The 15,116-nt window shown below is 64.4% G+C and carries 14 protein-coding genes; 9 read left to right on the top strand and 5 right to left on the bottom strand.

The features are described from left to right. Positions 1 to 95: 95 nt before the first annotated feature. The 3 genes from trxB to rpmG all read left to right on the top strand — a co-directional run bounded on the left by trxB (position 96) and on the right by rpmG (position 1,728). On the top strand, positions 96 to 1,049 hold the full coding sequence (trxB, locus tag EDF71_RS22035; RefSeq protein WP_133858675.1) for a thioredoxin-disulfide reductase: 954 nt from the start codon (positions 96 to 98) through the stop codon (positions 1,047 to 1,049). Positions 1,050 to 1,312: 263 nt separating this feature from the next. After that, positions 1,313 to 1,546 carry a 50S ribosomal protein L28 gene (gene rpmB, locus EDF71_RS22030; RefSeq protein ID WP_021026859.1) on the top strand — a complete coding sequence of 78 codons (234 nt, stop codon included), beginning with the start codon at positions 1,313 to 1,315 and terminating at the stop codon, positions 1,544 to 1,546. An 11-nt stretch (positions 1,547 to 1,557) separates the two neighbouring features. Continuing rightward, a complete protein-coding gene (gene rpmG / locus EDF71_RS22025) occupies positions 1,558 to 1,728 on the top strand; it encodes a 50S ribosomal protein L33 (RefSeq protein WP_133858674.1) in 171 nt (56 codons plus the stop codon). A gap of 106 nt (positions 1,729 to 1,834) precedes the next feature. Here the strand turns inward: rpmG and EDF71_RS22020 are convergent, their stop codons facing one another. Continuing rightward, positions 1,835 to 3,325 carry a PLP-dependent aminotransferase family protein gene (locus EDF71_RS22020; RefSeq protein ID WP_243854405.1) on the bottom strand — a complete coding sequence of 497 codons (1,491 nt, stop codon included), beginning with the start codon at positions 3,323 to 3,325 and terminating at the stop codon, positions 1,835 to 1,837. Between the two features lie 303 nt (positions 3,326 to 3,628). Here EDF71_RS22020 and EDF71_RS22015 point away from each other — a divergent pair, with 303 nt between their 5' ends. Then, complete coding sequence (locus tag EDF71_RS22015) at positions 3,629 to 4,021, top strand: hypothetical protein (RefSeq protein ID WP_133858673.1); 393 nt, start codon at positions 3,629 to 3,631, stop codon at positions 4,019 to 4,021. A gap of 1 nt (position 4,022) precedes the next feature. Here the strand turns inward: EDF71_RS22015 and EDF71_RS22010 are convergent, their stop codons facing one another. Both EDF71_RS22010 and EDF71_RS22005 read right to left on the bottom strand, forming a co-directional pair. Further along, positions 4,023 to 5,294: an RsmB/NOP family class I SAM-dependent RNA methyltransferase gene (locus tag EDF71_RS22010; RefSeq protein ID WP_133858672.1), complete on the bottom strand. Its 1,272-nt coding sequence runs from the start codon at positions 5,292 to 5,294 to the stop codon at positions 4,023 to 4,025. 45 nt (positions 5,295 to 5,339) lie between these two features. After that, on the bottom strand, positions 5,340 to 7,301 hold the full coding sequence (locus EDF71_RS22005) for a M48 family metallopeptidase (protein ID WP_133858671.1): 1,962 nt from the start codon (positions 7,299 to 7,301) through the stop codon (positions 5,340 to 5,342). Between the two features lie 84 nt (positions 7,302 to 7,385). Here EDF71_RS22005 and EDF71_RS22000 point away from each other — a divergent pair, with 84 nt between their 5' ends. Continuing rightward, positions 7,386 to 7,631 (top strand): DUF1653 domain-containing protein, encoded by a 246-nt coding sequence (locus EDF71_RS22000; protein ID WP_133858670.1) that lies wholly within the window; start codon positions 7,386 to 7,388, stop codon positions 7,629 to 7,631. Positions 7,632 to 7,647: 16 nt separating this feature from the next. Here EDF71_RS22000 and purN read toward each other — a convergent pair whose 3' ends face one another. Next, the gene (purN, locus tag EDF71_RS21995; protein ID WP_133858669.1) at positions 7,648 to 8,229 is read right to left on the bottom strand and encodes a phosphoribosylglycinamide formyltransferase; all 582 of its coding nucleotides are present in this window, start codon (positions 8,227 to 8,229) and stop codon (positions 7,648 to 7,650) included. 120 nt (positions 8,230 to 8,349) lie between these two features. Between purN and EDF71_RS21990 the strand changes: the two genes are divergently transcribed. Further along, positions 8,350 to 9,669 carry a methyltransferase gene (locus EDF71_RS21990; RefSeq protein ID WP_133858668.1) on the top strand — a complete coding sequence of 440 codons (1,320 nt, stop codon included), beginning with the start codon at positions 8,350 to 8,352 and terminating at the stop codon, positions 9,667 to 9,669. 84 nt (positions 9,670 to 9,753) lie between these two features. Here EDF71_RS21990 and EDF71_RS21985 read toward each other — a convergent pair whose 3' ends face one another. After that, positions 9,754 to 10,311 (bottom strand): HNH endonuclease, encoded by a 558-nt coding sequence (locus EDF71_RS21985; RefSeq protein ID WP_133858667.1) that lies wholly within the window; start codon positions 10,309 to 10,311, stop codon positions 9,754 to 9,756. A gap of 202 nt (positions 10,312 to 10,513) precedes the next feature. On the opposite strand from EDF71_RS21985, the gene EDF71_RS21980 reads away from it, so the two are divergent. The 3 genes from EDF71_RS21980 to lspA all read left to right on the top strand — a co-directional run bounded on the left by EDF71_RS21980 (position 10,514) and on the right by lspA (position 15,078). Then, positions 10,514 to 11,554, top strand: coding sequence for a bifunctional riboflavin kinase/FAD synthetase (locus EDF71_RS21980; RefSeq protein ID WP_133858666.1), 1,041 nt, complete (start codon positions 10,514 to 10,516; stop codon positions 11,552 to 11,554). Positions 11,555 to 11,704: 150 nt separating this feature from the next. Beyond that, positions 11,705 to 14,560: an isoleucine--tRNA ligase gene (gene ileS / locus EDF71_RS21975; protein WP_133858665.1), complete on the top strand. Its 2,856-nt coding sequence runs from the start codon at positions 11,705 to 11,707 to the stop codon at positions 14,558 to 14,560. Next, positions 14,560 to 15,078: a signal peptidase II gene (lspA, locus tag EDF71_RS21970; protein WP_133858664.1), complete on the top strand. Its 519-nt coding sequence runs from the start codon at positions 14,560 to 14,562 to the stop codon at positions 15,076 to 15,078. The genes ileS and lspA overlap by 1 nt, the downstream gene beginning before the upstream one ends. Positions 15,079 to 15,116: the final 38 nt, after the last annotated feature.

The raw sequence follows: 15,116 nt of genomic DNA, 5'->3' as shown, positions 1-15,116 counted from the left end.
TTGATACTCTTTCATGTTTTGCTGCGCACGAGCCAGCCCCCTTGATTGATTCGCAGATGCCCCGCATCTGCCCCCATGAATGCGATAGGAGTTCTATGTCCGCCATCCACCAACATGCCAAAGTACTGATTCTGGGCTCGGGCCCTGCGGGCTACACGGCCGCCATCTATGCAGCGCGCGCCAACCTGGACCCCGTTTTGATCACCGGCATGGCCCAGGGCGGCCAATTGACGACCACCACCGAAGTGGACAACTGGCCCGCCGACGTGATGGGCGTGCAAGGCCCCGCGTTGATGCAGCGCTTCTTGGAGCATGCCGAGCGCTTCAAGACCCAGATCATCTTCGACCACATCAACCAGGTTGATTTCAGCAAGCGCCCCTTCACCCTGACCGGCGACAGCGGCACCTACACCTGCGACAGTCTGATCATCGCCACCGGCGCATCGGCCAAGTACCTGGGCCTGCCCACGGAAGAGGCCTTCATGGGCCGTGGCGTGTCGGCCTGCGCCACCTGTGACGGTTTCTTCTACCGCGAGCAGCCCGTCTGCGTGATCGGCGGCGGCAACACCGCTGTCGAAGAAGCGCTCTACCTGTCCAACATCGCCAGCAAGGTGACCCTGGTGCACCGCCGCGACAAGTTCAAGGCCGAGCCCATCCTGGTCGACAAGCTGATGGAGAAGGTCAAGGAAGGCAAGATCGAGCTCAAGACCCACTTCACCCTTGATGAAGTGCTGGGCGACCAGTCGGGCGTCAACGGCATCCGCATCAAGAGCACGCAAGACGGCCGCACCGAAGACATCGCGCTGCAAGGCTGCTTCATCGCGATTGGCCACCACCCCAATACCGACATCTTCCAAGGCCAGCTGGAGATGGAAAACGGCTACCTGGTGACCCAGATGGGCCGTGGCGGCTTTGCCACACAAACCAGCGTGCCCGGCATCTTTGCCGCCGGCGACGTGCAAGACCACATCTACCGCCAAGCCATTACCAGCGCGGGTACCGGCTGCATGGCCGCGCTGGATGCCCAGCGCTTCCTGGAACAGGAATAAGCCGACCAGCGATGGGGATAGCCCGAATTTTGCTTTCGGGCTATAATCCTTGGCTTTGCTGCTTGCCGCCTTTTGCTATTTCGCAATCCCCGGCGCGTGAACAGGAAACTACGGCAGGTTGATCCAGGGTCTTGCACCTCGGGCAGACCTGCTGTGAACATGGGCTACCGCCACCCTTTGATTGGCGAGGTGAGGCTGCAAGCCGCGCTGCTTTTCACGAGGCAGACAGGGCAAGCAGCTGTTAAAACTTTCGGAGTGTCCTGATGGCACGCGTTTGCGAAGTAACGGGCAAGAAGCCCATGGTGGGAAACAACGTTTCCCACGCCAACAACAAAACCAAGCGCCGGTTCCTGCCGAACCTGCAATACCGCCGTTTCTGGGTGGAAACTGAAAACCGCTGGGTTCGCCTGCGTGTTTCCAGCGCCGCTCTGCGTCTGATCGACAAGAACGGTATTGATTCTGTGCTCGCAGACCTGCGCGCACGTGGCCAAGCTTAAGGAGTATCACCATGGCATCCAAAGGCGGACGCGAAAAAATCAAGCTGGAATCGACAGCCGGCACCGGTCACTTCTACACGACCACCAAGAACAAGAAGACAATGCCTGAAAAGATGTTGATCTCCAAGTTCGATCCCAAGGCTCGCAAGCATGTGGATTACAAGGAAGTGAAGCTGAAGTAATCAGCCTGTAGGCCACCATTCACATGGTGGCATGCAAACACCACAAAGGACACCTCGGTGTCCTTTGTGTTTTTCTGCGTCCGGTTCTCGTTGACCGGCGCCCGCATCAAGCCCTGGGTGGCAGGCCCAGCTGCGCATGCATCATGCGGCCCAGGCTGCGGTAGGCATCGTCCACCGCCTCGGTAAATGGCATGCCACAGCTCAGCCGCAGAAAGTGGTCGTAGTGACCGGTGTTGCTGAACATATCGCCAGGCGCCACACGGATGCCGACCGCCAGTGCCTCGTCATACAGGCGGCTGGACGATATCTGCTCGGGCAGCTCCAGCCAGATGCTCAGACCGCCAGCGGGCAGGCTCAGGCGCGTGCCGATCGGAAAATAGCGCGCAACCGCCTGCGCAGCGGCCTGGCGCTGCACGCGCAGCTGCTGGCGCAGCCGCACCAGGTGACGCATGTACGAAGGCGAGCCCACCGTGCGCGCCCCCAGCAACTGGGGCCAGACCGGCAGGTTGCGCGAGCGGGCGAACTTGATCATCTGCACCCGCTCCTGCCAGCGCCCGGCATTCATCCAGCCCAGGCGCAAGCCCGGCGCATAGCTTTTGGACAGCGAGGAGCAGTAGATCACCGAGCCATCGGTGTCCCAGGCCTTGCAGGGCTTGAGCACCTCATCGGATTCGACAAATTCGCGGTAGATATCGTCCTCGATCAGGGCCACCCGGTACTCGCGGCACAGGGCCACCAGGCGCTTCTTGTGGCTGTCGGGCATGGTGGCGCCCTGGGGCATCTGCAAATGGGGCACCACCACGACGGCCTTGAGGTTGGGGTGGGTGCGCAAGGCCAGCTCCAGCGCCTCGATCGACATGCCGGTGTGCGGGCTCGACGGGATCTCCAGTGCCTGCAGCTTCTTGGCTTCGATGGCCTGCAGGATGCCGTAGAAGGTCGGTGACTCAATCGCCACCATATCGCCCGGCTGGGTCAGCGCATCCAGCGCCAGGTTCACCGCCTCGGAATTGCCAAAGGTGGCTGCAATGTCCATCGGCGCCAGGCGCACGCCAAACCCCAGCGCATAGCGCGCCATCGAGGCCTGGAAATCCGGATGGGTGAACGGCGCCGAAGGCCCATGCACCAGGATCTGGGGCTGCTCGCGCAGCAGGGCCACCGCCAGCTGGTTGAGCAGTTTGGCGTCGAACAGCTCGGGCGCCGGCATGGCGCTGCCCAGGTCCACCTTCAGCGGCCCCTTGAGGCGCGCCTTGTTCAGGTACTCGGCCGCGCGCTCGCCAATGCCTTCAAAGCGGTGGTCCTGCATCGGGAAGGGGCCCAGCTGCTGGGGCTCGCGCGCAGCGGGCATCTGCAAGGCCGTATCACTGACGAAATAGCCCACGCGGGGCCGCGCCTCGATCAGGCCGCGCGATTCGAGCACGCGCAGCACCTGCAGCGCTGTGCTGTGGCTCACATGGTGCTGGCGCCGGATATCGCGCACCGAGGGCATGCGTGCGCCCACGCCCAGGGTCTGCTGCGCAATGGCCTGCTCAAAATGCGCCGCGATGCGCTCGTACAGAAAGGCATCGTCCGCGGGCGGGCTGTCCGCCGCGTCCGCCACGTGGCTTTCGGGGATGTCACACAGACTTTCTTCTAACAGCGGCACAGCAGGACTCCTGGTTCCAGAAACCTGTCCATTGCCTGGTGGCGCCAGCGCAGTGGCCAAGACGAGGTTTCCCTAAGCAGCGCTATGGTCTCAGGTTCAACCCTGGCAGAACAGATACAGAAACTGCGATTTTGAACCAGAACAGCCGCTTTGTGCTTGCGCTGTTCTGCCCCACCCTGGCCGCGACTGTGTCTGTTGCGTTGGGCGGCGTTTTTTTACGCTAGAGCCCTGTTCTGAAACGCTCAGGAAAGCGCAAAAATGACCACCTCCAGCACCACCGCCCGCCTCGCCACCGCCCTGCCAGGCAGCGCCACGACCCAGGCCCAGGCCAGCGCCCCGGCGCAGCCCGGCACCAATAGCAGCAGCCTGGCCTTGCGTGCAGGCCAGGGCCAATGGTTGTATCTGGAAGCGGGCAGCAGCCTGTACTGCCGCGCCGGGCAGCTGCAGATCAGCTCGCCCTGGCACAGCGCGCTGCGCCTGGTGGCGGAGGACGCCCCGCACTGCAATGGTGCGCATGCGGGCTGGTACTGGCTGCAAGCAGAAGGCCTGCAGCCCGCCCAATTGCTGGTGCTGGTGCAGGCCTATGCGGGCTGGCGTGCCGGTTGGCGCAGTGTGGCCGACTGGCTTGGCCTGCTGGGCTGGAAGGACTGACTTACTTGCGTTGCCAGACGGCGGCAAAGAAGCCGTCGGTCTGGTGCAGGTGGGGCCAGAGGCGCAGGTACTGGCTGCCGCTGTCGCCACCGCTGCAGAGGCTGGCGGCTTGCTCGACCTTCAGGCCTGCCAGCAGCTCGCCGGCGTCCAGCGGCACAAAGTCCGGGTGGGCGGCGGCAAAGGCTTCGGCGATCGCCTCGTTCTCGGCGGGCAGGATGCTGCAGGTGGCATAGACCAGGCGGCCGCCGGATTTCACCATGCGGGCACTGCTGGCCAGAATGGCGGTCTGCTTGGCCGTCAGCTCCTCGATCGCCTTGGGGCTTTGGCGCCACTTCAGATCGGGATTGCGGCGCAGGGTACCCAGGCCGGAGCATGGTGCATCGACCAGCACGCGGTCCATCTTGCCCACAAGGCGCTTGACCCGCTCATCGCGCTCATGCGCAATCGCAGCCGGGTGCACATTGGACAGGCCCGAGCGAGCCAGGCGCGGCTTGAGCGCTTCCAGACGGTGGGCCGACACATCAAAGGCATAGAGGCGGCCGGTGCTGCGCATGGTGGCGCCAATGGCCAGGGTTTTGCCGCCTGCGCCAGCGCAGAAGTCGGTCACCATCTCGCCGCGCTTGGCATCCAGCAACAAGGCCAGCAGCTGCGAGCCCTCGTCCTGCACCTCGACTCGGCCTTTGACAAAGGCCTCCAGGCGCGACAGCGCTGGCTTGTCGGCCACGCGCAGGCCCCAGGGCGAGTACGGGGTGGGCTCGGCCTTGATGCCGGCGTCCTTGAGTTCCTTTTGCAGCTCGCTGCGCTTGGTCAGCAAGGCATTGGCGCGCAGATCCAGCGGGGCCATCTCCAGCATGCTGGCGGCCAGTTGCTCGAACTGGTCACCGACCTGGGCCTGCAGCGGCTCCACCAGCCATTCGGGCAGATTGTGGCGGTGCTGGGGCATGAGGCTGCCCGGCGCAATCGCGTCACAGTCGTCCAGCCATTGCACTTCCTGGTCGCTGAGCGCGCTTTTGACAAAGCTGCGCGGGCCGGCAAAGCCCAGGATGGCCAGGCGGCGCTCACGCGCACCACTGCCCGAGCGGGCCAGGGATTCAAACAGCGTTTTCTTGCGCAGCACGGTGTAGACCGTCTCGGCCAGGGTGCCACGCTCACGCGGCCCCAGGTTGCGGTGTTCACGGAAATAACGCGACACCACGGCGTCGGCCGGGTGTTCAAAAGTAAGGGCCTGCGCAACCAGCTCGGCGCAGGCATCTAAAAGGGCTTTGGGATGCATAGCCGCTATTGTCCCATTGCGCCAGTATCCGGGCGCCAGGCCCGGCTAACCGGACAGGGGCGCTGCCCCGCTGCGCATGCCAGCGGGCTGCTCCGCGCGGTCATAGACCAGGCCCCAGGGCATGGCCGCCAGCTGCCGCACCCCCGTGGGGCCCAGCTCATCCACATGGCTGATCCACAGCGGCATCAGCTTGCACAACAGCAGCTCGCGCTCCAGATAGCCGCGCCATTGCTGCGCCAGCCGTCGGTTGTCCTGGTAGTGCACACCGGGCCGATCGAGCACCAGCACCAGCGCATAGGCATCGGGCACGCTGCGCAGCGGCCGCGCCAGCAGCCAGGCCCGGCGCAAGCGCGGGCAGTGCTGCAGGTGGATCTGCAAGCTGGCCAGCTCGGAGGCCCAGAGCGGATGGGGCAGCGCGGTGCAGGCGCGCGCGCCCAGCAGGCTGCCCAGCGCTAGGCGCTCATCGTGCAAGGCCTGCAGCTGCACGCGGGCCAGTGCCTCGCGCGCACGCCAGTCGCTGCGCAGCTGGCGCACCGAGGCTTCGTCAAAATCCTCGTCTTCCAGCACATCGAGCACGCCGGTGGCCAGCCGGCACCAGGCGCTGCCCATGGCCGGAAGCTGTGCAAATGCCTGGGCCAGGTACTGCAGCTGCGCCTCCCAGTCCATGCCCATGTGTAGGCTGGCACAGGCGGCCAGCGCGCGGGCATTGGCCGGCTCCAGCTCCAGTGCGCGCTGGTAAATGGGCAAGGGGGCATCCTGGTGCTGCAAGGCCGTGCTTTGCAGCTGCCAGCCCAGCTCCACCAGCTGGTCGGCATCGAGGTAGGGCTCGCGCGGCATCAGTGCAGCCACGCGCGCGGCCGAGGCAGCCAGGATCTGGCGGTAGGCCACCCAGTCATGGCCATGGCGCACACACCAGCGCTGGTCGAGCAGCTCGATCCAGCGCTCCGAGCGCTTGCCCAGCCAGGCCAGGCAGTTGCTGCTGGACATGGGTGTGAGGCCCGGAGGCACATCCAGGCCCCGCAGCCGCTCGCGCAGGCTGGGGGGCGTGTCCTGGTAGCTGGCGGGCGCATAGTATTCCTGCTTCCAGCCCTGGTAGACCCAGTTGACATCCATGCGGTGGTTCATCACCCCGGCCATCAGGCTGAACGGCCCCATCGGCGAGGCCAGTTCACGCGCGCGCAGCCAGTGCATGGTCCAGAACTGCTCCCGGAACCAGCGCCCGCGCACGGCCACCTCGGACAGCGCCTCGCCCATCAGCGGCTTGCTGACCCAGCGGGCCGCCATGCGGTCGGCCAGGGCCTCGTCCTGCCGCGCCACCACAAAGCTGGCGGCCCACCAGCGCGGCAAGTACCAGCGCATAAAGCGTTCATTGGCCCAGCCCAGGTGCGTCATCTGGCGCGCATCGGCCAGGCGCTCATGCAGACCTTGCAGGCGACGGCGGGCGCGGAAGACTGCCGCCTGCAGCCAGCCCTGGCGGCGGCGCAGATGGCTGTATTCCTGCGCAATCATCGCCAGCAGGCGCGGCCGGTCAATCGCCATCGCCAGCGGCAGGCCCAGCAGCAGGTGGTAGCGCGCTGGCAGCAGCCCGCCCAGCCGCATCTGCTGCGCTATGCGCAGACCGTAGTCTTCGGTGATCACCAGGTGGGAGATTCGGGGCCCGCGCAGCTTCTGGCGCACGCGCTCCAGTGCCTCAAACAGGCGCGGGCATTCAGCAGCGGGCACGGCAATGCCCTCGGGGGCGACCCAGTCGGAGCGGGTCAGGCGCAGCACGCTGATCAGCAGCGCCACACCGGCAAAGAAACCAAAGAATTGCAGGCCGTGAAAGCCCTGGTAGACATAGGACAGCAGGGACCAGGCCAACAAGACCAGGCCCAGCAGCAGACCGCCCCAGATCCACAGCCCTGCCAGCACAGCCATGCCCAAGACACTGCGGTCAAACCTGGCCGGGTCGTTCGCAGCGGCCTGCGCATAGGCATCGACCCGCTGCACAAAATCGATCTGCTCCACCCCACCCTCCGAATAAGTTCTTGTCCAGCAAAGCGATAGCGTCTGCTAGTCTTGTTTATTTTTCAGATTATGGAACAGCACCCTATGCCAGCACCAGCTATTTCGCCCGGGCTCTACCGCCACTACAAGGGCCGGCTCTACCAGGTCTGGCAGCTGGCGCAGCACAGCGAAACACGAGAATGGCTGGTGGTCTACCAGGCCTTGTATGGCGATTACGGCTGGTGGGTACGGCCAGCAGCCATGTTCAGCGAGGACGTGGAAGTGAACGGCCAGCGCCAGCCCCGGTTTGCGGCTTATACACCACAGACCGACACCCCTGACCCGGTTTGACAGCGCTGCGCAGCGCTCAGCGTAGCTGCAGCAGCGCGCGCACCGCCTTGGGGTAGATCTGGTGTTCTTGCACCAGCACGCGCGCGGCCAGCAGCTCGGCCGTGTCGCCCGGCAACACGGGCACCAGGCCCTGCTCCAGGATGGGGCCGGCATCCAGATCGGCCGTCACCTGGTGCACCGAGCAACCGGCAAACCTGCAGCCGGCATCGATCGCGCGCTGGTGGGTGTGCAGCCCGGCAAAGGCCGGCAACAGCGAGGGGTGGATATTGATGAGCCGGCCGCTGTAGTGCGCGACAAAGCCGGGGGTCAGAATGCGCATGAAACCCGCCAGCACCACCAGCGAGGGGGCATGGGCATCGATGCACTGCATCAGTGCCGCGTCAAAGCTCTCGCGGCTGTCATAGGCCTTGTGGTCTACCACGGCGGTGGCAATGCCCTGCTCCTGGGCAAACTGCAGGCCGCCGGCCTGGGCCTTGTTGCTGACGACCGCCGCCACCCTCGCTCCCAAGGTCTCCTGCCAGCGCTCTTGCTGCGCGGTTCGCACGATGGCAGCCATATTGGAGCCGCTGCCGGAGATCAGGATGACGATGTTTTTCATGGAGGCGGCATTATCGCAGGGTGCAGAACGTCCCGAAACACGCTGCAGCCTCAAATGGCGGATAATCAAAGGCTTTACTGAATTCACAGCCACGTTTACGGGCTCGCCCGCAGTTACTCCATGAGCGCAAAAGCACCTGTCGATCCGATTCGCAAATTCCTCGAAACCGCCCGCCACCAGATTGCTGTGGGCAACCTCACGGGTGCCGCCCAAACCCTCAACGATGCACGGCGTCGCTCACCACGCGATGCACGTTTGTTCATGCTGGCCGGCCTGATGGCCGAGAAGTCGGGCAACCTGCGCGGCGCCATTGATGCCATGCAGCGCTGCGAAAGCCTGGCCCCTGACTGGGCGCCCGGCCTGCTGGAACAGGCCCTGCTGTATGCCCGCCACAACCGCGAGCACGAGGCCATGGCTGCCGCCGAGAAGGTGATTGCGCTGGAGCCCAACAATGCCCGCGTGATCGCTGGCGTCATCGATATCGCCCACCGCGTGGGCAATACCGAGATGGCCATCCGCCACCTGCGCCGCGTGCTGGAGCTAACCCCTGAGGACCGCGTGCTGCGCCGCTACCTGGCGGTCGACCTGGGCACCGTGCGCCAGTACGACGAAGCTCTGGCCGTGTTTGGCCCGCTGATCGATGAAAAGCCGGACGACCACCTGGCACGCATCGCCCGTGTGCAGATGCTGCAGGCACGCGGCACCATGCAAGAAGCCCTGCCCGATACCGAGGCTTTGCTGGCCCTGCAACCCGACGACAAGATCTACCAGTACTACCACCAGCTGGCCCAGGGCCAGGTGCCCGCGCATGTACCGGTCGAACTGACCACCCACATGTTCGATGAGATGGCCTCGGTCTATGACATGCACATGGTGCGCCATCTGTCCTACCAACTGCCCAAGCAGGTGGCTGACCAGTTGCTGCAGATCTACCCGAACCGCCGCTTCAACCTGCTGGACCTGGGCTGCGGCACCGGCCTGCTGGGCGCAACGCTGGGCGCCATCGACGGCTACATCCTGGGCGTGGACATGTCGGCCAAGATGCTGGAGCAAGCGGCCAAGCACAAGGTCTACTACAAGTTCCACCAGGTGAACCTGCTCGAAGCGCTGGCGGCCACCCCCGCCAACACCTTCGAGGCCATCACCGCGCTGGACGTGCTGATCTATGTCGGCGATCTGCAGCAAACCCTGGCCGACGCCTACCGCGTGCTGGCCCCCGGCGGCGTGCTGATCTTCTCCTGCGAGCACGGCGATGTCACCGGCCCGGATACCCAGCTGCAAGCAGTCGGCCGCTACACCCACACCTTGAGCAGCACCGTGCGCCTGGCCAAGGCGGCCGGTTTCGACCAGGTCGATACCCGCGATGTGGAGCTGCGCATGGAAGGCGGTCAGGCCGTGGATGGCTTTGTGGTCACCGCCTACAAGCCCAAAGAAGCCTGATAGCCAGCGGCTGAGAGCCATCTCCTAAGGAAAAGGCCTTGTCTTGCGACAAGGCCTTTTTGCTGGTGACGCCAAAGGTAGCGGTCAAGCCGTCAAACGCGAGCTTTTGGGCACATGGGCCATCAGGAACTCCATCTGGTCGGTCAGGATGCGGCGGTTGCGCAGGATGAAGTCTTCCCAGAGGCTGGGGGTGTAGGGCGCATAGAGCAGCGGCATATGCGCCTGCTCGGGCGTGCGGCCGGCCTTGTGGTGGTTGCAGGATGCGCAGGCCGTCACCACATTCATCCAGGTGTCGGGCCCCTTCTGGGATACCGGAATGATGTGTTCGCGGGTCAGGTTTTCTTCGTCGAAATGCTCGCCGCAGTAGGCGCAGATATGACGGTCGCGGCCAAACAGCTTGCTGTTGGTGAGCGTCATGCGCATGGCAAAAGGGTCGATGCCGGGCTTGCCGCGCGTGCCGATGATGCTGGCCACATCGATGCGCGACTGCAGGCCGGTGATGGCGTTATGGCCGCCACGGAAGCAGGCCACACTCGAGCCCGCCTCCCAGCGCACATCGCCTGCTGCGTAGTGCGTCACCGCCTCCTGCAGACTGATCCAGGATTGCGGAACGCCACTTGCCGATAACTTCAACACCTTCACAATGGGCCTCCTGCGCATTGGGAATTGAACCGAAATACCGTCGACCCGCGCGGCGCCTGGCCACGAAAAATGCCACTGCCCACGCACATGCTGCACGCAGACCCGGGCACCAAGTCATAATGGTCAATATACACTTTTATTGTGAAATTGCACACCAGCGCTCGGCTCGAAAGCGCAAGCCGCTACAAAAAACAAAGCAAAGATGAAAATCTTCAGAGGACTTGACCACCCCGAGGTCACCAGGCACTGCGCGCTGACCATCGGCAATTTTGATGGGGTGCACCGGGGCCACCAGGCCATGCTGGCGCTGCTGCGCAGCGAAGCGCAGCGCCGGGGCCTGGCCAGCTGCGCGCTCACTTTTGAGCCTCATCCGCGCGACTACTTTGCCCAGATCCTGAACAAGCCCGACCTGGCGCCGGCCCGCATCTCCACCCTGCGTGACAAGCTCGACCAGCTCGCCCAATGCGGCATTGACCAGACGATTGTGCTGCCCTTCAACGCACGCCTGGCCGCGCAAGCCCCGCAGGCCTTTATCGACGATGTGCTGCTCAAAGGCCTGGGCACCGGCTACCTGCTGGTGGGCGATGATTTCCGCTTTGGTAACCAGCGCGCGGGCGACTACGCGATGCTGGTCGAGGCCGGCCGCAAGCAGGGCTTTGATGTGGCGCGCATGAACAGCTACGAGTCCGATGGCCTGCGCGTCTCCAGCACGGCAGTGCGCCATGCGCTCAGCCAGGGCGATATGCCGGCGGCAGCCAAGTTGCTGGGCTACCCCTATGCGATATCCGGCCATGTGGTGCATGGCCGCAAGCTGGGCCGCCAGCTGGCCGAAAGCCGCATGGGCGCGGGTGACGGCTTTCGCACCCTGAACCTGCGCTTTGACCACTGGAAACCGGCGGCCAGCGGCATTTTTGTCGTGCTGGTGCACGGCCTGTCGACCGAGCCCTTGCCGGGCGTGGCCAACCTGGGCGTGCGCCCCTCGCTGGACCCGAATGATGTCAACGGCGGCCGCGTGCTGCTGGAGACCCACTGCCTGCAATGGCCCGCTGAACTGGGTGGTGACGGGGCATACGGTAAAATCATCCGAGTGGAACTCCTACACAAACTGCACGACGAGCTCAAATACGACAGTCTGGAAGCCCTGACCACAGGGATTGCCAAAGACTGCGCGGATGCCCGTGCCTTCTTCCATACGGCCAGCCACGCTGAAACCCGTCGCCAGACCACGCGCGACCGAATTTGACGCTGACCTGACTGCGCCGTGCCGCGCAGAAGTCAGCACTCGCCTGCACCACGGTGCACGTCAGACAACACTTCTGCGCTATACATTTTTCCACTGACCGGCATGATCACCCCGCCCGGATCAGGACCATGTTTTGCTTTGAAGGTATTTATGTCCGACAAATCGTCCCCCGCAGAAAAGGCCTCTGCGTACCGCGCCACCTTGAACATGCCCGACACCCCGTTTCCGATGCGCGGCGATCTGCCCAAGCGCGAGCCGGGCTGGGTCAAGGAGTGGGAGGACCAAGGCATCTACAAGCGCCTACGTGATGCCCGCAGCGGTGCGCCCAAGTTCATCCTGCACGACGGCCCACCCTACGCCAACGGCAAGATCCACATCGGCCACGCCGTCAACAAGATCCTCAAGGACATGATCGTCAAGAGCCGCCAGCTGGAAGGCTATGACGCGCTGTACGCGCCAGGCTGGGACTGCCACGGCCTGCCGATCGAGAACGCGATCGAAAAACTGCATGGCCGCAACCTGCCCCGCGACGAGATGCAGGCCAAGAGCCGTGCCTTCGCCACCGAGCAGATCGGCCAGCAGATGGCGGATTTCAAGCGCCTGGGCGTGCTGGGCGACTGGGACCACCCCTACAAGACCATGAACTATGCCAACGAGGCGGGCGAGCTGCGCGCACTCAAGAAGGTCATGGAGCGTGGCTTTGTCTACCGCGGGCTGAAGCCCGTCTACTGGTGCTTTGACTGCGCCTCGTCGCTGGCCGAGTTCGAGATCGAATACGCCGACAAGCAAAGTCAGACCCTGGATGTGATGTTCCCGGCGGCCGATCCGGCCAAGCTGGCAGCCGCCTTTGGCCTGGCCAAGCTGGACAAGCAAGCCTTCATCGTCATCTGGACGACCACCGCCTGGACCATCCCGGCCAACCAGGCCCTGAACGTCAACCCCGACCTGGAATACAGCCTGGTCGATACCGAGCGCGGCCTGCTGGTGCTGGCCAGCGCGCTGGTGGACAAGTGCATGGAGCGCTGGGGCATCGAAGGCAAGGTGATCGCATCGGCCCCCGGCAAGGTGCTGGACCACATGCCCTTCAAGCACCCGCTGGCCCATGTGGACAAGGGTTATGACCGTATCTCGCCCGTCTACTTGGCTGACTACGCCACGGCCGACGACGGTACCGGTATCGTGCACTCCGCGCCCGCCTACGGTCTGGATGACTTCAACTCCTGCGTCAGCAATGGCATGGACTACAAGGACATCCTCAACCCGGTGCAGGGCAATGGCGTCTATGAGCCCGAGCTGCCGCTGTTTGGTGGCCAGCACATCTGGAAGGCTGTGCCCGTCATCCTGGACGCGCTCAAAGTTGCCGGCCGCCTGATGGACACCAAGACCATCACCCACAGCTACCCGCATTGCTGGCGCCACAAGACGCCGGTGATCTACCGCGCCGCCGCCCAGTGGTTCATCCGCATGGACGAAGGCGAAGGCGTGTTCACCGACCCGGCCCAAAAGCCGGCCCAGACCCTGCGCCAGATCGCGCTGGACGCGATCGAGCACACCAGCTTCTACCCGGAAAACGGCCAGGAGCGCCTGCGCGCGATGATCGCCGGCCGGCCGGACTGGTGCATCTCGCGCCAGCGCAGCTGGGGCGTGCCCATCCCCTTCTTCCTGCATGTGGACACGGGCGCACTGCACCCCCGCACGATGGAGATCCTGGACCAGGCCGTCGAGATCGTCGCAGAAGGCGGCATCGAGGCCTGGAGCCGGGTGACCGGTGAAGAGATCCTGGGCGCTGAAGAAGCCAAGCTCTACACCAAGAGCACCGACATCCTGGAAGTCTGGTTCGATTCGGGCTCGACCTTCTGGCATGTGCTGCGCGGCACCCACCCTGAGCACCACCACGACAGCGGCCCCGAGGCCGACCTGTACCTGGAAGGCCATGACCAGCACCGTGGCTGGTTCCACAGCTCCTTGCTGCTGGCCTCGGCCATCTTTGGCCGCGCGCCCTACAAGGGCCTGCTGACCCACGGCTTCACCGTGGACGGCCAGGGCAAGAAGATGTCCAAGTCCGTGGGCAACACCGTCGCGCCGCAGGATGTGAGCAACAAGATGGGCGCCGAGATCATCCGCCTGTGGGTGGCCTCGACCGACTACTCGGGCGACCTTGGCATCGACGACAAGATCCTCGCCCGCGTGGTGGATGCCTACCGCCGCATCCGCAACACCCTGCGCTTCCTGATGGCCAACATCAGCGACTTTGTTGTGGCCAAGGATGCGGTCGCCTACGAAGACATGCTGGAGATCGACCGCTGGGCGCTGGCCCGCTCGGCACAGTTCCAGGCCGAGCTGCTGGCGCACTACAAGGTCTATGAGTTCCACCCCGTGGTGGCCAAGCTGCAGCTGTTCTGCTCCGAGGACCTGGGCGGCTTCTACCTGGACGTCCTCAAGGACCGCCTCTACACCAGCGCCGAAGGCAGCCTGGCACGCCGCTCGGCCCAGACCGCGCTTCACCAGATCACACAGGCCATGCTGCGCTGGATGGCGCCCTTCCTGTCCTTCACCGCCGAAGAGGCCTGGAAGATCGTTGGCAACAGCGAGACCATCTTCCTGGAGAAGTTCTGCGACCTGCCCGCTGGCGACGAGGCCCTGCTGGCCAAGTGGGCGCGCATCCGCGAGATCCGCGATGTCGTCAACAAGGACATCGAAACCCTGCGTGCCGATGGCAAGGTGGGTGCATCGCTGCAGGCCGAAGTGGCCATCAGCGCCCAGCCGGAAGACCTGGCGCTGCTGCAGACCCTGGCTGACGACCTCAAGTTTGTGCTGATCACCTCGGCCGCTACGGTGGCCGCCGGTGATGCGCTCAGCGTGGCCGTCAACCCATCGGACAAGGCCAAGTGCGAGCGCTGCTGGCACTACCGCGACGATGTGGGCCAGAACCCTGCCCACCCGACCCTGTGCGGCCGCTGCGACAGCAACCTCCATGGCGCGGGTGAAACCCGTCTGATGGCCTGATGAACGCCGCCGCCACCCCTGTGCTGGGCAGCGCCGGCAAAGGCCGGTTTGTGCTGTGGCTGGTGATTGCTGCGGTGATTTTCTGGCTGGACCAGTGGAGCAAGGAATGGATCCTGGCCCACTACCAGCTGGGCGAGTACACCACCATCACCGGCTTCTTCAACATCGTCCGGGCGCACAACCCCGGCGCGGCCTTCTCCTTCCTGGCCAGCGCCGGCGGCTGGCAGCGCTGGCTGTTCACCGGTATTGGCGTGGTGGTCACCGCCGTCATCGTCTGGCAGCTCTACCGCCACAGCCACAAGTCCCTGTTCTGCCTGGCGCTTACCTGCATCATGGGCGGCGCCATCGGCAATGTGGTGGACCGCATGCGCCACGGCTATGTGGTCGACATGCTCGACTTCCATTGGATGGGCAGCCACTTTCCGGCCTTCAACCTGGCCGATTCGGCCATCTGCCTGGGCGCGTTCCTGCTGATTCTGGACGAGCTGCTGCGCATGCGCCGGGGCGAGAAAAGCTGATCAGGCTGTTGAACGCCTTTATAGGCAACACCCAGACA

The organism is Comamonas sp. JUb58, from assembly GCF_004364775.1.
Classification (GTDB): Bacteria; Pseudomonadota; Gammaproteobacteria; order Burkholderiales; family Burkholderiaceae_C; genus Comamonas.
This window is presented reverse-complemented; position numbering and strand designations above follow the sequence as displayed.

Excerpts from the sequence above, each read along its gene's own strand:
- EDF71_RS22010 (WP_133858672.1), bottom strand. The coding sequence starts at position 5,294 with ATGCATCCCAAAGCCCTTTTAGATGCCTGCGCCGAGCTGGTTGCGCAG.
- rpmB (WP_021026859.1), top strand. The coding sequence starts at position 1,313 with ATGGCACGCGTTTGCGAAGTAACGGGCAAGAAGCCCATGGTGGGAAAC.
- EDF71_RS22000 (WP_133858670.1), top strand. The coding sequence starts at position 7,386 with ATGCCAGCACCAGCTATTTCGCCCGGGCTCTACCGCCACTACAAGGGC.
- ileS (WP_133858665.1), top strand. The coding sequence starts at position 11,705 with ATGTCCGACAAATCGTCCCCCGCAGAAAAGGCCTCTGCGTACCGCGCC.
- EDF71_RS21990 (WP_133858668.1), top strand. The coding sequence starts at position 8,350 with ATGAGCGCAAAAGCACCTGTCGATCCGATTCGCAAATTCCTCGAAACC.
- purN (WP_133858669.1), bottom strand. The coding sequence starts at position 8,229 with ATGAAAAACATCGTCATCCTGATCTCCGGCAGCGGCTCCAATATGGCT.
- EDF71_RS22015 (WP_133858673.1), top strand. The coding sequence starts at position 3,629 with ATGACCACCTCCAGCACCACCGCCCGCCTCGCCACCGCCCTGCCAGGC.
- trxB (WP_133858675.1), top strand. The coding sequence starts at position 96 with ATGTCCGCCATCCACCAACATGCCAAAGTACTGATTCTGGGCTCGGGC.
- lspA (WP_133858664.1), top strand. The coding sequence starts at position 14,560 with ATGAACGCCGCCGCCACCCCTGTGCTGGGCAGCGCCGGCAAAGGCCGG.
- rpmG (WP_133858674.1), top strand. The coding sequence starts at position 1,558 with ATGGCATCCAAAGGCGGACGCGAAAAAATCAAGCTGGAATCGACAGCC.
- EDF71_RS21980 (WP_133858666.1), top strand. The coding sequence starts at position 10,514 with ATGAAAATCTTCAGAGGACTTGACCACCCCGAGGTCACCAGGCACTGC.